Annotated in this window: 13 protein-coding genes and 1 pseudogene; 5 read left to right on the top strand and 9 right to left on the bottom strand. The window is 71.3% G+C overall.

The genetic code is table 11. The annotated features are described in order from the left end of the window. The 5 genes from AB0I03_RS01535 to AB0I03_RS01515 form a co-directional block, all read right to left on the bottom strand. On the bottom strand, positions 1–429 hold the full coding sequence (locus tag AB0I03_RS01535) for a YkvA family protein (RefSeq protein ID WP_360404620.1): 429 nt from the start codon (positions 427–429) through the stop codon (positions 1–3). 99 nt (positions 430–528) lie between these two features. Further along, on the bottom strand, positions 529–1110 hold the full coding sequence (locus AB0I03_RS01530) for an N-acetyltransferase (protein WP_360404617.1): 582 nt from the start codon (positions 1108–1110) through the stop codon (positions 529–531). Continuing rightward, the gene (locus tag AB0I03_RS01525; RefSeq protein ID WP_360404614.1) at positions 1100–2593 is read right to left on the bottom strand and encodes an APC family permease; all 1494 of its coding nucleotides are present in this window, start codon (positions 2591–2593) and stop codon (positions 1100–1102) included. The genes AB0I03_RS01530 and AB0I03_RS01525 overlap by 11 nt, the downstream gene beginning before the upstream one ends. A 36-nt stretch (positions 2594–2629) precedes the next feature. Then, positions 2630–3301, bottom strand: a complete 672-nt coding sequence (locus tag AB0I03_RS01520; protein ID WP_360404611.1) for a GPP34 family phosphoprotein — start codon at positions 3299–3301, stop codon at positions 2630–2632. Positions 3302–3837: 536 nt separating this feature from the next. Then, on the bottom strand, positions 3838–6213 hold the full coding sequence (locus AB0I03_RS01515) for a xyloglucanase (RefSeq protein ID WP_360404608.1): 2376 nt from the start codon (positions 6211–6213) through the stop codon (positions 3838–3840). Between the two features lie 239 nt (positions 6214–6452). On the opposite strand from AB0I03_RS01515, the gene AB0I03_RS01510 reads away from it, so the two are divergent. Then, complete coding sequence (locus AB0I03_RS01510) at positions 6453–8375, top strand: glycoside hydrolase family 3 N-terminal domain-containing protein (RefSeq protein WP_360404605.1); 1923 nt, start codon at positions 6453–6455, stop codon at positions 8373–8375. Between the two features lie 3 nt (positions 8376–8378). Here AB0I03_RS01510 and AB0I03_RS01505 read toward each other — a convergent pair whose 3' ends face one another. Further along, entirely contained in the window at positions 8379–8948 is a 570-nt protein-coding gene (locus tag AB0I03_RS01505) for a DinB family protein (protein WP_360404602.1), read from the bottom strand. A 155-nt stretch (positions 8949–9103) separates the two neighbouring features. Between AB0I03_RS01505 and AB0I03_RS01500 the strand changes: the two are divergent. The 3 genes and pseudogenes from AB0I03_RS01500 to AB0I03_RS01490 all read left to right on the top strand — a co-directional run. Further along, a pseudogene (locus AB0I03_RS01500) lies at positions 9104–10072 on the top strand (erythromycin esterase family protein); the annotation flags it as partial. 366 nt (positions 10073–10438) lie between these two features. Beyond that, the gene (locus tag AB0I03_RS01495) at positions 10439–11173 is read left to right on the top strand and encodes a DUF2071 domain-containing protein (RefSeq protein WP_360405894.1); all 735 of its coding nucleotides are present in this window, start codon (positions 10439–10441) and stop codon (positions 11171–11173) included. Between the two features lie 52 nt (positions 11174–11225). Beyond that, positions 11226–12116, top strand: coding sequence for a hypothetical protein (locus AB0I03_RS01490; RefSeq protein ID WP_360404599.1), 891 nt, complete (start codon positions 11226–11228; stop codon positions 12114–12116). Between the two features lies 1 nt (position 12117). On the opposite strand, the gene AB0I03_RS01485 is transcribed toward AB0I03_RS01490, so the two are convergent. Continuing rightward, a complete protein-coding gene (locus AB0I03_RS01485; RefSeq protein ID WP_360404596.1) occupies positions 12118–13908 on the bottom strand; it encodes a hypothetical protein in 1791 nt (596 codons plus the stop codon). A gap of 116 nt (positions 13909–14024) precedes the next feature. Here AB0I03_RS01485 and AB0I03_RS01480 point away from each other — a divergent pair, with 116 nt between their 5' ends. Further along, positions 14025–15062: a S66 peptidase family protein gene (locus AB0I03_RS01480; protein ID WP_360404593.1), complete on the top strand. Its 1038-nt coding sequence runs from the start codon at positions 14025–14027 to the stop codon at positions 15060–15062. 2 nt (positions 15063–15064) lie between these two features. Here AB0I03_RS01480 and AB0I03_RS01475 read toward each other — a convergent pair whose 3' ends face one another. Both AB0I03_RS01475 and AB0I03_RS01470 read right to left on the bottom strand, forming a co-directional pair. Then, a complete protein-coding gene (locus tag AB0I03_RS01475) occupies positions 15065–16000 on the bottom strand; it encodes a diacylglycerol kinase family protein (RefSeq protein ID WP_360404590.1) in 936 nt (311 codons plus the stop codon). Positions 16001–16098: 98 nt separating this feature from the next. Continuing rightward, positions 16099–16638 carry an AAA family ATPase gene (locus AB0I03_RS01470; RefSeq protein ID WP_360404587.1) on the bottom strand — a complete coding sequence of 180 codons (540 nt, stop codon included), beginning with the start codon at positions 16636–16638 and terminating at the stop codon, positions 16099–16101. Between the last annotated feature and the right edge of the window lie 67 nt (positions 16639–16705).

Raw genomic sequence — 16705 nt, 5'->3', positions numbered from 1 at the left:
TCAGGTCTCGTTGCGCGGCAACGGGAGTCGGGTGAGGCGGCAGAGCACCGCGAAGCCGTCGTCACTGCCGGGCCAGTGGCCCCGGATCGCGTCGATGCCGGCGCGGCGGACGACCGACCGCAGGACCAGGGCCACGATGATCGCGTCGTCGGCGTAGCCGAGGACCGGGATGAAATCCGGGACCAGGTCGAACGGCAGCGCCAGGTACGCGAACAGCAGGACCAACCGGAAGCGCACGCCGCGCGGCAGGCCGCCGTCCGCCGCGAGGCGCCGCAGCAGCCGGAGCAGGTCCGGGAGCACGCGGAGCGCCTCGCGCAGGAGCGGCCCGCGCGGGCCGGCGACCGCCAGGGCGACGATCAGCGCGATCCAGATCAGCGCCAAGCCCGCGGCGGTCGCCAGCAGCAGGTCCACCCACCACCAGTCGGTCATCGAGCGTTCCCCTCAGCGGTGGTCGCGCCGCCTCGCTGCGGCGTGCGCATCGCGTCCGACTCTAGGTATACGGTGGACCGGGCGTCTATCGGAGGTGCGTCACGCGGCCCCGGCCGGCCGCCACATCGGGTGCAGCGGCGGGCCGCCCTCGCCGATGCGGAACGGTTCGCCGTGCGGCCGGTAGCCCAGGGACGCATACAGTCTCGCGGTCTGCAGCGAGACCGCCTCCAGGTACGCGGGCGTGCCGGTCGCGTCGAGCCGCTCATGGTGGCGGCGGAGCAGGTCGCTCGCGAAGCCGCGACCGCGAGCGTCGGCGCGCACGCCGACGAGGGCTACGTAGTTGTGCGGCTCGGCCGGGTGGTGCTCGTCCATGATCCGGTCGAGCTCGGCGAAGCCTTCGTAGTGCTTGCCGCAGGCCTCGCGCAGCCGCTCCTCGTAGTCGGGGATCGGCGGCTCCTCCTTGGTCCGGTCGAACCAGACGAGGGCACCGTCCAACCCTGCGCCGTCCCGCTCGGCGGTGAGCACACCGCCGTGGGCTGCGGCGTGCTCCACGAGGATCGCGAACTGACCCGCAACGGCCGCAAGGCGTTCGGCCGGGTCCTCGACGAGCCAGACCGCGGTCGGCACGTCGAGGAACGCCTCGCCGAGCAGCCCCGCCACGTGTGCGGTGCTAGCGGACACCGGCCACCCCGACCGGCTCGGCCTCCTCGGTTACGAGCGCGGCCTTCGCGCCGTGGCCGATCCCGGCGTACACCTCCGGGCGGCCCCACTTGAGGTAGGCGCCCCAGCCCGCGCCGAGCACGAACAAGGCCGCGAACAGGATCGGGACGAGCACCGGCATCGTCGATCCCTTCTCGACACCCAGCAGGGTGTGGAAGTGCATGACCGACAAGTACAGCACCCACAGCAGCGCGATCACCGAGAGCGTCGGCGCGATGCGCGTGGCCCAGACCGATTCGCCGCGCTGGTCGCGCGCGAAGTACACGACGACCGCGACGGCGCACGTGGCGATCAGGGCGAGCAGGCCGATCCCGGCCGACGTGCTCATGTAGTAGAAGAGGTGCACGAGCGGGTCGAGGTCCATGACCGCCCAGGCGATGATGACCACGCCGCTGACGACGGTCTGGGTGAGCGAGGCGGCCGCGGGGGAGGACGTTCGCGGCGAGGTGCGGCCCAGCCACGCGGGTGCGACGCGCTCGCGGCCGAGCGCGAACAGGTAGCGCGCGGTCGTGTTGTGGAAGCTCAGGGCGGCGGCGGTGACCGAGGTCAGCAGCATGACCTCGCCGATGACCGCCCACGGGGCGCCGAGCTGGTCGCCGGCGAGGGTGAACATGAGCGAGGGGTCCGCGACCGCGGCCGCCACGACGTCGTCCGCGCCGACGGCGGCGATGATCGACCACGACGAGGCGATGTAGATGAACGCGAGGATGCCGACGGTGGCGAGGGTGGCCCGGGCGACCGTGCGGCGCCGGTCCTTCGCCTCCTCGCCGTAGACGGTGGGCGATTCGAACCCGATGAAGCCGGTGACCGCCAGCGCCAGCATGGCCCCGGCCGCCTCGCCGCCGAGTGTGGACGGCGACATGGCCGCGAGCGGGAGGCCATCGGTGGCGTGCACGAAGTTCGAGGCGCTGAACAGCAGGATCACGGCGATCTCGACGGCCAGGAGGATCGCGAGCACCTTCGCGTTGATGTCGACCGCGCGCGTGCCGAGGAGTCCGATGAGGAGCCACGCGACGAGTGCGCAGGCCCACCACGACGCGTCGAAGCCCATGCGGGCCATGACGCTCTCGGCCGTGAGTCCGAGCAGGCCGAAGAGGCTGATCTGCATGGCGCAGTAGGCGGTCGCGGCGACCCACGCGGCGCCGACCCCGGGGATGCGGCCGATGCCCCGGGCGATGAACGCGTAGAACGCGCCGGCGTTCGTGATGTGCCGCGACATCGTCGTGTAGCCGACGCTGAAGAGCCACAGGCAGGCGGCGATGATGAGGTACCCCAGCGGGATGCCGATCTGCCCGGCCAGGGCGAACATGACGACGACGCCGCCGGCGATCACCGTCAGCGGTGTCGCGGCGGTGAGCGAGAAGTGCAGCAGGCTGAGGGTGCCGAGCCGGTTGCGGGCCAGTGCGGCCTGCACCGCGCTCGGAGTGGAGGGCGGAGTGGACATGGGGGCGGTGTCTCCTTCTTCGGGTGGCGAGTGGTGTCAGCGGCCGCCGGTGATGGCGATGTCCGCCACCGCCGCCGCGAGGTGCGCCAGGAGGGCGCGGAGCGGCGCGGGCAGCGACTGCCGCTGCTTCCCGGCGTACACGCGTGCGCCGGAGGGAAGCTGGTAGTAGAGCGGCTTGGAGAGGCCGACCGCTTCAGTGAGGCCGAGCAGGTAGACGTCCTGGACGGAGATCTGTTGCTCCGAAAGGGACAGTTGGCGGCGCAGCCGCGAGAACACGGCGTTCGCGAAGAGCGCGTCGCTCGGCTCGTAGCCGGACTCCACGCGCCGGGTCCACCGCGAGCGGTACTCGTGGCGGACCATGAGGCCGAGCATCGCCATGTGCTCGGCGGTCTTGGTGTACACGTCTGCGGCGGAGAGGAACTCGAGCCAGTCGCGCACGCTGAGGCTGGTGGGCTCGGCGCGGATGTGCTCGACCAGCCACAGGGCCAGGGAGTCCTGCGGCGGCCGGAACCGCTCGTCGAAGCACAGGAGGTCGACGCCCTTGGTGGCCCAGACGACCAGGTGCTGCGAGAGCACGAGCTCGGCCAGGAGCGCCGCGCCGATCCCCAGACCGGTCACGCGAGGGCCGGTGGCGGGCTTGTACGCGTCGTCGAGCGAGGTGATCAGGAGGGCGTCGTAGACCAGACGAGTGGAAGGCGCGTCGGGCACCAGGGGTAGTCCTTCCTATACAGGGCGATTCACGCGATTACCATACCGTTGCCATTCAGGCGTTCGTATTGGGCATTACCGACAGTTCATGCCGGCGAACGGGTCTCACCGTGGAAGCGCGCCCTCGCGCATCGGCCGCGGGGTACGGCTGCCGGTGCCGGAGGCGTTCCCGCCTGCGCACTTCTTGCGCCGCATCCGGCCTTTCGCATTGCGCCCCAGGTCAATGCGGCCTCAATGTCGGCACGTGCGCACCCGAATCCTCACCGCGGCCGCCCTGGCGCTCGCCGTCGCCGCCGTCCCGGCCGCCGCCCCGGCGTCACCGTCCGACTCGCCCCGCCTCGACACCGCCCCGCTGGAGTCCAAAATGGAGGTATTCGCGTTCGACCCAGACCATCCGCCCCGAGCGCACCGCGACACGAGATCACCGCAAACGACGGCACCGCGACAACGACAGCGCGCCGGCCGCGGGACCGAACGGTGGTCCCGCGGCCGGCGCGGCCGCTCTCCAGAGCGCTTCACAGGGGGTTGAGCGAACCTCAGTCCGCGATGTCGCCGTAGATCAGTCCGCGGCCGTTCGTCGCGATGTAGACGCGGCCGTACACCTGCGGGTCGCCCGTGATCGACTTCCCGGTCCACGCCCACTGGTGCGCGTCGTCGTTGATCCGCTGCCAGCTCAGGCCCTCATCGGTCGAACGCCAGATCCCGCGCTGCCCGCCCGCCTTCGCGGACGTGTAGATCGCCGGGTAGCCGCGCCGCCCGCGTCCCTTGCCGAACCCGACCGCGTCGGCCTCCTCGAAGTCCCGGATCCGCTTCCACGACGAACCGCCGTCCGTCGAGCGCCACATCCCGTACACCGCATCGGCCTTGCCGCCGACGAGCCACAGCTGCCTGCGCTTGCCCGGCACCGCCCGCAGGTCCACGTCGCCCTCGGTCGGCAGCCCCGAGGCGCGCGTCGCCGCGAACGACAGTCCGCCGTTCACGCTCGCGTACACCTTCCCTGCGGCGAACGCGTACAGCCGGTTCGGGTCCACGCGGTCGGCGCGCACCTTCGCCCCGGCCGGCAGGCCCTCGACCGGGGTCCACGACTGGCCCAGGTCGGTGCTGAACACCGGCGCGGTCGCGCCGTCGCCCGGCGTCCACACGATCACCTCGCCGTCCGCGCTCACCGCCACGGTGCCGCCGTTCGCACCGCCGGCAACGCCTTCGAGCCGCTTCGTCGTCAGCCAGGTCGCGCCCCGGTCCACCGAGACGGCCACATGGCCGTCCACGTCGCCGTGCACGTCACCGGAGCCGACCACGACCTCCGGCCGCAGCCCCGCGAAGTCCACGCTCCGCCCCGACGACCAGTCCGGGCGCCGGATCTGCGTGCCCGCCTTGCCCAGATCGTTCTGCACGAACCCGCCGAGGTCGCCCGTCGCCTGCACCAGCGTGCCGCCGAGCGCCGCGATGTCCTGCACCGCGGTCTCTTCCAGGCCTTCCACGCGCACCGCGACGGTGAACTGCTCCACCGGCAGCGCCACCTGGTGGCCCGCCGCCTCGTCCCAGCCGACGAGCGGCCCCTGCTCGTCCCAGGCCGTCAGCCGCTCGGTGCCCCAGATCGTCGCGCCGGTGCCCCACATGATGCGGTCCGAGTTGTGCGGGTCGATCGCGAGCGCGTCGATCATCCACCCGTGCTTGACCGCGTAGGCCGGGCCGTCGTCGGTGCCGCCGAACGACAGCCACTCGCTGCCGGACGCGTCCATGGTGAACCGGTCGGCGCGCTCGGGCGGCCACGACCAGTTCGCGTCGAAGGCGTAGTCCCAGCTGGTCTCCCAGGTCGCGCCCGAGTCCCGGGAGCGGTAGATGACCTCGTCCGGGTACCAGTTGTTCTGCGTCGCGGCCATGAGGGTGCCGGGGCGCTGGCGGTCGACGGTGATGCCGCCGAAGCCGGGGGTCTTGCCGACCGGGCTGTAGGTCGGGGTGACGTCGGTCCATGCGCCGCTCGCGAGGTCGAGCCGCCAGATCGCGCCGCCCTTGCCGGAGGCCGGGGCGCCGTTGTAGGGGCCCGGGTCCCAGCTGGTGACGATGAAGAGGTGGCCGTTGACGTGGTCGATCGCGGCCTGCTTGGGGATGGTGCGGTTGCCGTCCACGGTGCCGATGGCGGTGGCGCCGGGCACGGGGGACCAGCTCTGCCCGCGGTCCTCGGAGACGTAGAGGGGGTCGTCGGGGTCGGCGACGCCGACGAAGATCCGGCCGGCCTGGTCGAACTCGACCCAGATGACGCCCTGGTTGTCGTCGGAGTAGTCGCTGGAGGGGTCCTGCACGAAGTTGCCGGGGTTCGGGAACGCCTCGACCTTCGCCCAGGTGCGGCCGTGGTCGCCGGAGCGCCAGAGGCCGTTGCCGTTCGGGGTGCCGAGGTAGACGACCGCGTTGTCGGCGGGGTCGACGGCGAGCCGCTCGCCCATGCCGCGGCCGGGCATGTTGCCGCCCTGCTTGAACGGCAGTTCGGCGATGCCCCAGGTCGCGCCGTAGTCGTCGGAGTGGAGCACCGCGCCGGGGCTCGGGTCCCAGTCGTTCGTGTAAGTGCCGACGGCGGCGTAGACCCGGTTGGTCTCGACGGGGTCGGTGGCGACGGAGACGACGCCGGTCCAGCCCCACTGGTCCCAGCCGAGCCAGTCGAGGAGCGGCAGCCAGGTCTGGGTGGCCTCCTGCCAGCGGTAGAGGCCGCCGATGTCGGTGCGGGCGTAGGCGAGGTCGGCTTCGGTCTCGTTGAAGACGATGCCGGGGACGTAGCCGCCGCCGTTGACCACGGCGGTGCGCCAGGTGTAGGCGTCGTCGCAGCGGCCGGAGGTCTTCGCGTGGGCGGCCGCGGGCACGGCGGTGGCGGCCACGGCGGCCGCGCCGAGGGAGGCGGCGAAAGTGCGTCGTCGCACTGGTGCTCCTAGGGGCAGGGATTCGGCGTAAGGGCGGCCGAAGCGTTAGTTGGGAGACCCAACATAACAGGGGCGGGTCGCGCAGGCAACACGGGACCGAAAATATTTCCATCCGCCTATGGCGACTGAGCGGCGTCACGCTCCGCCGGGTCGGCCCCTGGACATGGGAGCGCTCTTCCACTAGGGTCGAACCAGGTTGGGGCCGTAGTCGATCGCGCACGCCTCAAGGAGCCCGCCGCATGGGCGCACACCTGCCCGCAGTTCTCCGTCGTCCCGCCGTCCTCTGGACCGCCCTGATCGCGGCGCTCGCCGCCGCGGTGGTCACCGTGCTCGTGGTCGTCCCCGACGACGCGAGCGAGGCCTCCTACCTCGACCCCGACGCGCCGGTCGCAGACCGCGTCGCCGACCTCCTCGGCCGCATGACCGTCGCGGAGAAGGTCGGCCAGATGACGCAGGTCGCCGTGCCCGCCATCGAGGGCGCCCCGGAGGACATCGCCGAGCTCGGCATAGGCTCGCTCCTCAACGGCGGCGCCGACGCCCTCCACGACACGCCCGAGGGCTGGGCCGCGATGATCGACGGCTTCCAGGCCGAGGCGATGGACTCGCGCCTGAGCATCCCCCTCGTCTACGGCATCGACGCCGTCCACGGCAACGGCGCCCTCCCCGGGGCCGTGATCTTCCCGCACAACATCGGCCTCGGCGCCGCGCACGACCCCGACCTCGCCGCGCAGGCCGCCGCGATCACCGCGGCCGAGACCCGCGCCGCGGGCGTGCACTGGACCTTCGCGCCGTGCGTGTGCGTCGCCCGCGACAGCCGCTGGGGCCGCACCTACGAGTCGTTCGGCGAGGACCCGGGCCTGGCCGTCGAGTACGCCGGGCCCGTCGTGCAGGGACTCCAGGGCCAGGACCTGGCCGCGAACACGAGCGTCCTGGCCACGGCCAAGCACTTCGTGGGCGACGGCGGCACCGCCTTCGGCACCTCGACCACCCCGAACGACCTGCTCCCGCCCGGCTCCACGTACCTGATCGACCAGGGCGTCATGACCATCACCGAGGAGGAGCTGCGCGCGATCCACTTGGCGCCCTTCAAGGCCGCGGTGGACGCGGGCGTCGGCTCGGTCATGGCCTCGTTCTCCTCGACCGACCTCGGCGACGGCCCGCTGAAGGCCCACGCCGACGGGTACCTCATCAATGACGTCCTCAAGGGCGAGCTCGGCTTCGACGGCTTCGTCGTCTCCGACTGGCAGGGCGTCGACCAGGTGAGCGACGACTACGCCGAGGCGGTGCGCCTCTCGATCAACGCCGGCATCGACATGGTCATGGTGCCGTTCGAGTACCGCCGGTTCATCGACACGCTCGTGGCCGAAGTGGACTCGGGCGGGGTGAGCGAGGAGCGCATCGACGACGCGGTCGGCCGCATCCTCACGCAGAAGTTCGCGCTCGGCCTGTTCGAGCGGCCGTTCGCCGACACGACCGGCGCCGCCGACATCGGCTCGGCCGAGCACCGCGAGGCGGCCCGCCGGGCCGCCGCCGCGTCGCAGACGCTGCTGCGCAACGACAACGCGATCCTGCCGCTCGCCGGCGACGAGTCGATCTACGTCGCCGGTTCGGGCGCGGACTCGCTCGGGCGCCAGATGGGCGGCTGGACCGCCTCCTGGCAGGGCTCCATCGAGGCGGTCACCAAGGGCACCAGCATCCTCGCCGGGATGCAGGAGGTCGCGCCCGATGCGGCGATCACCTACAGCGAGAACGCCTCCGAGCCGATCGGCGACGCCTCCGTCGGGGTCGTCGTGGTCGCGGAGGACCCGTACGCCGAGGGCGTCGGCGACGCGGGCGCGGGGGAGCACGACATGCGGGTGTCCGATGCGGACGCCGCCGCCATCGCCACGGTCTGCGCCGCAGTCGACTGCGTGGTCATCGTCGTCTCGGGCCGCCCGATCGAGATCACCTCGCACCTCGCCGAGGTCGACGCGCTCGTCGCGGCCTGGCTGCCGGGCAGCGAAGGCGCGGGCGTCGCCGACCCGCTCTTCGGCCTGACGCCGTACGGCGGCCGCCTCCCGGTCACTTGGCCGCGCGCGAACGACCAGGAGCCGATGAACGTCGGCGATGCCGCCTACGACCCGTTGTACCCCTTCGGGTTCGGCCTCCAGACCGCCGTCTGAGGCTCAGCGGGCCCGGAAGCCCGAGGCGCGGTAGAGGTCGCGAAGGAGGCAGATCTCCGCGCCGTGGGCCATGACCTCGCGGTTGAGGTGGAGGACGAGGGCGGCCATCGAGTCGTCCGCGAACCACGCGCCCTTGGGTCCGAGCGGCCGCTCGATCGCCTCGGCGTCGAGGGCGCGCACGCCGTCGCGCCAGTGCGCGTAGGCGGCCTCGAGCATCGCGACCGCTTCATCGGCGGTGCCGGGCAGCGCGTCGGGCCACAGCCGCAGGTCCCACATGTCCGCGTCCTCAAGGCCCTCATGGGGTCCGAAGAACGCGCGGGCGCGGACGCCGAGCACGTCACGTCCGATGTGGACCATCCGCCACGCGATCGTCGTCACCGGCGGCGGTTCGGGGGCGGGGTCGGCGGTCTCCATCTCGAGCGCGCCGTCAGCGCCGGGCCGCAGGCTCCAGCAGTCGTCGGCCGGCTCCCACAGGTACTCGTCGTCGTGGAGCCCCTCCAGCCGCGGCCGCAGGTGGAAATCCCAGTAGAACTCGAGTTGCCCGAGGATCGCCTCAGGCCATTGCACTGTCATCCCCCGACCCTAAAGCAGACGTCCGACGAAAAACCGCGCCCGATGTTCGAACGCGCCAGAGTCAGGACGCAACGATGATTGAGACTCTGCAGGCTGGCTGCAAGGTCTGACCCATTGAAAGTATCAACCGATCTTTCAAGGATACGTTTGCGGCCATGACTCAGGACATTCGCGACTTCGTCACCGACTCCCACGACCTCCTGGCCCTCGGTGAGCCCGACCACCGGGAGCCCGCGTTCGGAGAGATCCGCAACGAGCTGTTCGCCCACCTTGCCGAGCGCGGCTTCCGCTCCTTCGCCCTCGAATCCGACCGGGTGGCCGCCCTGGCGGTGGACGACTACGTCCGGCACGGGGTCGGCACCCTCGACGCGGCCATGGCCCAGGGCTTCTCGCACGGCTTCGGCGCCTTCGCCGCCAACCGCGCGCTCGTCGCCTGGATGCGCGAGTACAACGCCGAGCGCCCCATGGCGGACCGCCTCGCGTTCCACGGCATCGACGCGCCGCTCGAGTTCACCGCGGAGAGCCCGCGCCGCTACCTCGAGCACGCCGTCGACTACCTCGGTCTCGACCTCGACGTACGGGCCATCGCGGGCGATGACGAGCAGTGGGCGAGCATGGAGGCCGTCACCGACCCGGCCCGCTCGCCCGGCGACTCCCCGGAGGCCATGCGGCTGCGCGCGATGGCCGACGACCTGCTCACCGAGTTGTACGCCCGCGCTCCCGAACTCGCCGCCGGAGCCGCACGCGCCCGGTGGGACCGGGCCCGCATCCACGTCACCACCGCGCTGGGCCTCCTGCGCTACCACCGCGAGGCCGCCCGGCCCGGCGAGGACGGCCGGCGGTGGAGCCGCCTCGGCGGCGTCCGCGACGCGATCATGGCCCAGAACGTGCTCGACATTCGCAACCGTGAAGCCGACCGCGGCCCGACCCTCCTCTCCGGACACAACCTCCACCTCCAACGGAACCCGAGCCGGATGTCCATGGGCGGCATGGACCTCACCTGGTCCGGCACCGGCGCGATCCTCGCGTCCCTCCTCGGCCCCCGGTACGCGTGCATCGTCGGCAGCCTCGGCCGCAGCGCGGGCATCGGGCTGCCCGCGCCCGAACCGGGCACGTACGAGGGCCGGCTCCAGGAGCGGTTCGACACGTGGGGCCTGACCGCCGCCGCCGACGTTCCCGACGCGGCCGAGCGGACCGACATCACCTCGCCGCAGGGCCCGTCCCCGCTCAACCGAGTGATCATCGAAGGCGCCGACGCCGTGCTCCATGTGAGCGAAGGTCGGGCGAAGGCGTTATGCCGCAAGGCGGTTGCGGCGCCCGCCGGTCCGACCGGTCAGGCGGGCCGGGATGGCACGGCGCGACCGGAAGAACTTGAGCGGGCTGCCGCTGACCGCCTCCTTGTAGGCGATCGCGGCCCGCCCCTTGAGGTACCAGCGGGTCGAAGCGCCAACCCCCAGCGAACACCCGCCCGGCCCTGCGATGCTGAGACCATGCACCCGACGCCGGAACCCGTCACGCCCGAGCCGCGCGCACGCATCACGCGCCCGCTGCTCACCCAGTCCTGGCTCGACCTCGCCTTCCTCCACTGGGAAGTCCCCCCGGAGACCGCGGCCGGCCTCCTCCCGGCCGGAACCGTGCCCGACACGTTCGACGGCAGGACCTACGTCGGCCTCGTCCCCTTCCGCATGCACCGCGTCGGATGGTTCGGCCTCCCCGGCATCCCCTACCTCGGCACCTTCCCCGAGATCAACGTCCGCCTCTACTCGGTGGACCAGCACGGCCGCCGCGGCGTCGTCTTCCGCTCCCTCGACGCCTCCCGACTCGTCCCCGTGCTCACCGCCCGCATCGGCTTCCGCATTCCCTACGTCTGGTCCCGCATGTCCCTGCGCGCCGACCGCGGCACCCTCGCCTACACCAGCAGCCGCCGCTGGCCCGGCCCCCGCCCGGCCCACTGCCGCATCACCCTCCGCGTCGGTGAACCCCTCACGGCCCCAACGCCGCTCGAGCACTTCCTGACCGCCCGCTGGGGCCTCCACCACTCGGTCGCGGGGCGGCTCCAATACCTCCCGAACGCCCACCCGCGCTGGCCCCTGCATCGCGCGGAGCTCCTCGAGTGCGACGAGAACCTGCTCGCCGCGGCGGGCCTGCACGTCACCGGCGAGCCGATGAGCGTCCTCTGCTCGCCGGGCGTCGCGGTGCGCTTCGGCCGCCCCGAACCCGCCTGAGTTTGCCTGCGCCGACTACGATCGGGCCGTCCGACGGCAGTGAAGAGGAGCTATGGCAGACACAGTGGAGCGACCGGATTTCGGCTTCGACGCGCAGTCGCGGGACGCGTCCGGCGACCGCATCGCGATATCCACCGGCGACTTCCTCGTCTGCCTCGACCGGGCCGGGACCGAACTGTGGCGCTTCGACTTCGGGCCGCGCGAGGACGCGCCGGGCAGCGCCCGGACCAACTGCCGCTTCTCGTTCGACGGCACGGTCGTGTGGCTCTACCGCCCCGACATGTACTCCGGGCACGGCGAGTCCGACCGCTGGTTCGCGCTCGACGCCGCGACCGGCGCGGTCCTCGGCGACGCGGCCCTGCCCACGGTCGGCGGCCACGGCGGCCACCACGTCGTGCACCCTGACGGCGAGCACGTCCTCCTCGAAGTCGGCTGCGGCCAGGACGGCTGCTACCTCTTCAAGGGGCGGATTTCCCAGGGCGCCATGGAATGGGCCCCGTGGCCGGTCGCCGAGGACCCCAACCAGAGCGACCAGCGCATCGTGGCCCTCTCACCTGACGGCCGCCAGGTCATGGCCTTCGAGCACGAAGACATGTCGGTCGCCCTCACCGCGGTCACCTTCCTCGACTTCCCCTCCGGGGCCGTGCAATGGCAGATCCCCTTGGAGGACTTCGGGTTCGACCTCGAGACCGACCAGATCGAGACGATCTTCCTATGGGACGGCCGGTACCTGGACGACAAGACGGCGCTCGTCGAGTTCAAAGGCGAGACCGGCGAGATCGAGGAAGGCACCCCCGACTGGGCCGCCGACGGGCTCGGCGAATGGGCGGACTACCGCGCCTACCAGGCCGTCGACCTGGTGGAACGGCGAGTGATCGGCCCGGCGGACGCCAGCGGTGCGTACACCGGCCGGCGCCCGCGGTTCGTGCCCGAACCGGACTAGTTCACTGTTTCGGCCAGGGGATCCCGAGGGAGTCCGCGAGTTCCCGTGAGCCGCCCAGCAATCGGGAGCACCGCTTCGGGTCCTCGTCCCTGAACCGCTGCACCGTCTGCTCGACCAGCGCATCGACCGCCTCGTCATCGACAGTCGCCGCATCGGGCACCTCGACCTCGTACGTGAAGATGAGCCCAGGCTCCCCCGATCCGGGGGCGCGCGCCGCCGGATAGGTGAAATGCAGCGACACCAGGGACCGCGCGAAGTTCCACGAACTGACCGAACCGAATCGACACTCCCACCGGGAGAGGAGGTCCGGTTCGGCCTTGAACCGTCCCTGCAGGAGCCTGGCTGCGCGCCGCGCAGGCCACTCCCACCCGAAATCGGCTTCGGCGCGGGCGATTTCGGCGTCATAGGCAGCGGCATCGAACTCGAACCGCTCCCGATGCTCGTCGCCGGAGCTCCGCCAGATCTCCCACGCGACGCGACCGTTGGCGTCATCGCGCCTGATGTCGACCCGCAGCGCGCCGCAGCAGCCTTCGGTGCACTCGGGCTCCGCTAGCACGACTTCTCGCGCTTGCGAGGTCGCCCGCAGCCCGTCCTCGTAGTGGAGGAGCCGTCCAGGATTGCGGGGCTCATCGGGGCCGAACACACGCGGTAGGAGCGGCACGCCGTCGACGAGCAGGTGCGTGCGCACGTCGCCCGAACCCGGTGGCGGGACCGCGATGCGGATCGCCAGCCCCGCAGGGAAGCCCGCGGAGCGATCCAGCTGCGCATCGAGGACCTGACGGTGCAGCCAGATCTCCCGGCTGTCCTGCGGACGCCGCGCCAGCACGTTCTCGACCGCCTGCAGCGCTCGCGGCGAGCCGAGCCACGCGTTGAGCTTCTCGACTGCTTTCATGCGCTGGCCGGGGGAGTAGCCGAGGAGCGCGGCGGGGCCGTACCGGATTTCGTCGCGCAGCCACGCCATCGAGAACGGCGTGTCCGCGCCGTCGCCCATAAGGAGCGGGTTCTCAGCGGCGGCCACCACCGCGGCGGCGAGCCGTTCGTTCCCCTCGATCCACTTCGGCGTGCCCCGGTAGTCGTCGACCGTGCGCAACAGCACGATCGCTTCGCCGACTGAGAGCGTCGCCAGGAGCGCGTCGATCTCGCCACCCGGTGATGCGCCCAGCGCCGCGGAGAATGTAGACCGCCCCTCGCGGGGCACCCGCTTGGCGATCGCGAACAGTCCTGGTGCGGGCAGCTCAAGCTGTTTGAGCGACATGAAGGCGCTGAACCCGAAGTTCCCGCCGATGAGCGCGAAGGTGGTGACGAGGTCGATGTCTTCCGGTACTGCCGCTCGCTCCATGAGTTGGAGGCCCATGAGGACTTCGGTGCTGGTGACACCGGTGTGCAGCAGGTGGAGTGCGATCCCGCGGACCCGCTCGGCGGGCAGCCCGAGGTCGACCGACTTCGGATCGAGCCGCAGGCGCTGGTCGTCCCGGAACCCGCGGAGCTGTTCGCTCAGCCGCTCGAGATCGGCGTCGGAGCATGAGGAGGCGGACCGCACGACATCGGCCAGCACCGCCACGGCGGCCTTGTAGTTGCGTTTGCGCTCTTCGAAGCTCTCGCGAATCCGCGGGCGCCGCCTTGGCAGCAGTTCACGAGTGCCCGGCCGGAGCTCCTCAATGGAGTCCCGAAGGGCCTTGAGTTCCGCTGCGGGAAGCGGGCCTTCGGGGAAGCGGCCGCAGAGGTCGCGGACGCGCTGGAGGACAGGGACGAGGTCGGGTTCGAGCGCATTGCGCTCGCCGGACCGCGTCATGAACCTTGGGTGCTCGTTTCGTTGAACATCATGGGCGTCAATCTACTGCACGATCGCCGCCCTTGGCCATACCGATTGCGCGGCGCACCGCGCCGCGGCATCGGTAGCCTGTCGTGATGCCGCTGTATCCGCCGAAGCCGGTGCCGGGCGACCGGGTCGCGATCGTCTCGCCGTCCTCTGGACTGCCCGCAGTGCTGCCGCTGCCGTTCGAGCTCGGGCTGCATCGCCTGACCGAGTCGTTCGGGCTTGTCCCGGTCGAATACCCGACCACGCGGAGGATGCATGCGAGCCCTGCCGATCGTGCGGCGGACCTGCATGCGGCGTTCGCCGACCCGTCGGTGAAGGCCGTCATCTCCAGCATCGGCGGGGACGACCAGATCACGGTGCTCCCGTATCTCGACCGTGAGCTGATCGCCGCGAATCCCAAGCCGTTCTTCGGGTTCAGCGACTGCACGAATCTGCTCGCGTTCCTCGCCGAGAGCGGCATCGTCGGCTACCACGGCGGCGCGGTCATGACGGCGTTCGGCCGGCCCGGCGCGATGCATCCGGCGACTGCAGCGTCACTGCGGGCGGCGCTCTTCACACCGGGCCCGTTCGTGCTGGCCGAACCCGGTGAGTTCGGTGAGTCCTCAGGGGACTGGGCGGACCCGGCCACGTTCGAGCGCCCGCCCGCCATGCGCGACGCCGCACCCTGGGAATGGCGCAACCCGGGACCGGCGGTGGAGGGCATGGCCTGGGGCGGCTGCCTCGAGGTGGTGTCCTGGCTGCTCATGGCCGACCGGTGCATTCCCTCAACCGAGCGGATCGATGGCGCCGTGCTGTTCTTCGAGACCTCCGAGGAGATGCCGAGCGCGGCCGACGTGTACCGGATCCTGCGTTCGATCGGTGAACGCGGATGGCTGGAACGGTGCGCCGCGTTCCTGATGGGGCGGCCCAAGTCCTCGAGCGAGGACCGGCGCCTGGACGCGTCCGACGCCGACCGGTTCCGTTCGGAGCAGCGGGAATCGGTGCTCCGCGTGCTCCACGAGTATGCGCCCGGCACGCCCGCGGTCCTCGGTGTCGACTTCGGACATACCGACCCGCAGTTCGTGATTCCCTACGGCGGCACGGTCCGAGTCGACGGCGAGGCGCGGACCGTCACCGCGACGTATTGAACTCAGCGCACCCGCACGGCGGCGGGCTGGACTTCGACCGTGAAACTCGACGTCTCGCCCAGGTCGTCGCCGTCGACTTCCAGCACGCGCGGCTCTGACAGTTCGACCGAGACGCGGCCGACCCTGGCGTGGGTCGCGGTGTCGGCGCTCTCAGCGCGCTCGTGCCGGCTGAAGAGCCGCCGGATGCCGTTGTCCCATATGAACGACCGGAGCGTGTCGAGCCACTGGCCGATTCCTTCCGCGCTGAGCAGGAGCAGGTCCAGTTCGCCGTCCGACGGGTCCGCGTCCGGCAGGAGCGCGATACCGCCCTGGAGCGTGCCGCAATTGCCGACGATGAGCGTGTGCCCCTCCGCTTGTTCGGGTGTCGCGCCGTCGAGGGCGATCGCCATCTGCACGACCTCGGTGGCGCGCAGCGCTCGCCCGAGCGACTCCACATAGGCCAGCCAACCGACCTTGCTCTTGAGGTCGTCGTCGGTCTCCACGATCATGTGCGCATCGATGCCGATGCCCGCGAGGACGGCGAAGGCCTGACGCGTGGCCGCACCGTCCACTTCGGTGGTGATCCAGCCGAGGTCCAGTGCGCGCGACGGTCCTTCGAACGCCCGGGTGAGCGCGCCCCGGAGGTCGTTGATCGGCACGCCCAGGTTGCGCGCGAGGAGGTTGCCCGTGCCCAGCGGCACGATTGCGAGCTCGGCGGCGTCATCCTGCGCCAGGCGCTCGGCGACCGCCCGCACGGTCCCGTCGCCTCCGGCCGCGACCACCACTGCGGCCCCCGCCGCGAGCGCTTCGCCCGCCGCGCCCTGTCCGGGGTCGTCCGGGCTGGTCTCGTGCCATGAGACCTCCGCGTCAGCGGCGCTCGCGGGCAGTGCCCGCTCGAGGTCTTCTCGGGATGTCTTCGATGGATTCCATACGATCGCGATCCGGCTGCCGGCCATCATGTTCCCTTTCCGCGCTGCTCGGCGACGAGTCCTCGTCCGCAGAGGACTGCGAGCGTACTGTTCCCAGGCGGTGCCGCTCGCTGCGACCTGCCGCCGAATCAGCGCGACAAGTAGTCGCGGATCTTGTCCATATTGGCCTCGAGCGGGTCGACGGCGTCGACCGTGAGCCGCTCCAGCGTGAAGGGCGGCAGTTCGGTGCGCATGTGCTCGACGTGCGCCCAGTCGATCTCGTGCCAGCCGGGGATGCCGCGAACGCGGCCCTCGACCCGGCTGCGGTGCAGTGCTGTGTCGCTGCAGGTGCACTCGACGACGCGCAGCCGCGCCCCGTACTCGGCGGCGATGCCCTCCCACCGCTTGGCGGTCGCGTCGTCGACGACGCAGTCGGTGATCGCCGACTGCTCGAGCCGGAGCTGGCGCACGATCAGCGTCTCCATGAGGCCGTCGTGGAGCGCCAGGTACTTCTCGAATGCCAGGTCGTTCAGGACCCCGTGCGGTACCAGCGAGCCCATCAGCCAGTCCGCGGCGAACACCGGGACGCCGGTCGCGCGGCTGAGTCGTTCTGAGAGCGTCGACTTGCCGGTCCCCGGCAAGCCGGTGAACACGATGACCTGCGGTTTCGAAGCGTTCTCGTCGTGCATCGGCGGCCTCCCGACCCTCGAAGCCGCCCACCGAGAGGGCGGCTCAGGCGATCTTCTCGCATCCGCT

It is taken from the genome of Glycomyces sp. NPDC021274, from assembly GCF_040641195.1.
Lineage (GTDB): Bacteria > Actinomycetota > Actinomycetes > Mycobacteriales > Micromonosporaceae > Glycomyces.
Note: the sequence above shows the minus strand (reverse complement) of the source record. Positions and strands in the feature narration are given on the sequence as shown.

Excerpts from the sequence above, each read along its gene's own strand:
- AB0I03_RS01535 (WP_360404620.1), bottom strand. The coding sequence starts at position 429 with ATGACCGACTGGTGGTGGGTGGACCTGCTGCTGGCGACCGCCGCGGGC.
- AB0I03_RS01525 (WP_360404614.1), bottom strand. The coding sequence starts at position 2,593 with ATGTCCACTCCGCCCTCCACTCCGAGCGCGGTGCAGGCCGCACTGGCC.
- AB0I03_RS01510 (WP_360404605.1), top strand. The coding sequence starts at position 6,453 with ATGGGCGCACACCTGCCCGCAGTTCTCCGTCGTCCCGCCGTCCTCTGG.
- AB0I03_RS01505 (WP_360404602.1), bottom strand. The coding sequence starts at position 8,948 with ATGACAGTGCAATGGCCTGAGGCGATCCTCGGGCAACTCGAGTTCTAC.
- AB0I03_RS01495 (WP_360405894.1), top strand. The coding sequence starts at position 10,439 with ATGCACCCGACGCCGGAACCCGTCACGCCCGAGCCGCGCGCACGCATC.
- AB0I03_RS01490 (WP_360404599.1), top strand. The coding sequence starts at position 11,226 with ATGGCAGACACAGTGGAGCGACCGGATTTCGGCTTCGACGCGCAGTCG.
- AB0I03_RS01485 (WP_360404596.1), bottom strand. The coding sequence starts at position 13,908 with ATGACGCGGTCCGGCGAGCGCAATGCGCTCGAACCCGACCTCGTCCCT.
- AB0I03_RS01480 (WP_360404593.1), top strand. The coding sequence starts at position 14,025 with ATGCCGCTGTATCCGCCGAAGCCGGTGCCGGGCGACCGGGTCGCGATC.
- AB0I03_RS01475 (WP_360404590.1), bottom strand. The coding sequence starts at position 16,000 with ATGATGGCCGGCAGCCGGATCGCGATCGTATGGAATCCATCGAAGACA.
- AB0I03_RS01470 (WP_360404587.1), bottom strand. The coding sequence starts at position 16,638 with ATGCACGACGAGAACGCTTCGAAACCGCAGGTCATCGTGTTCACCGGC.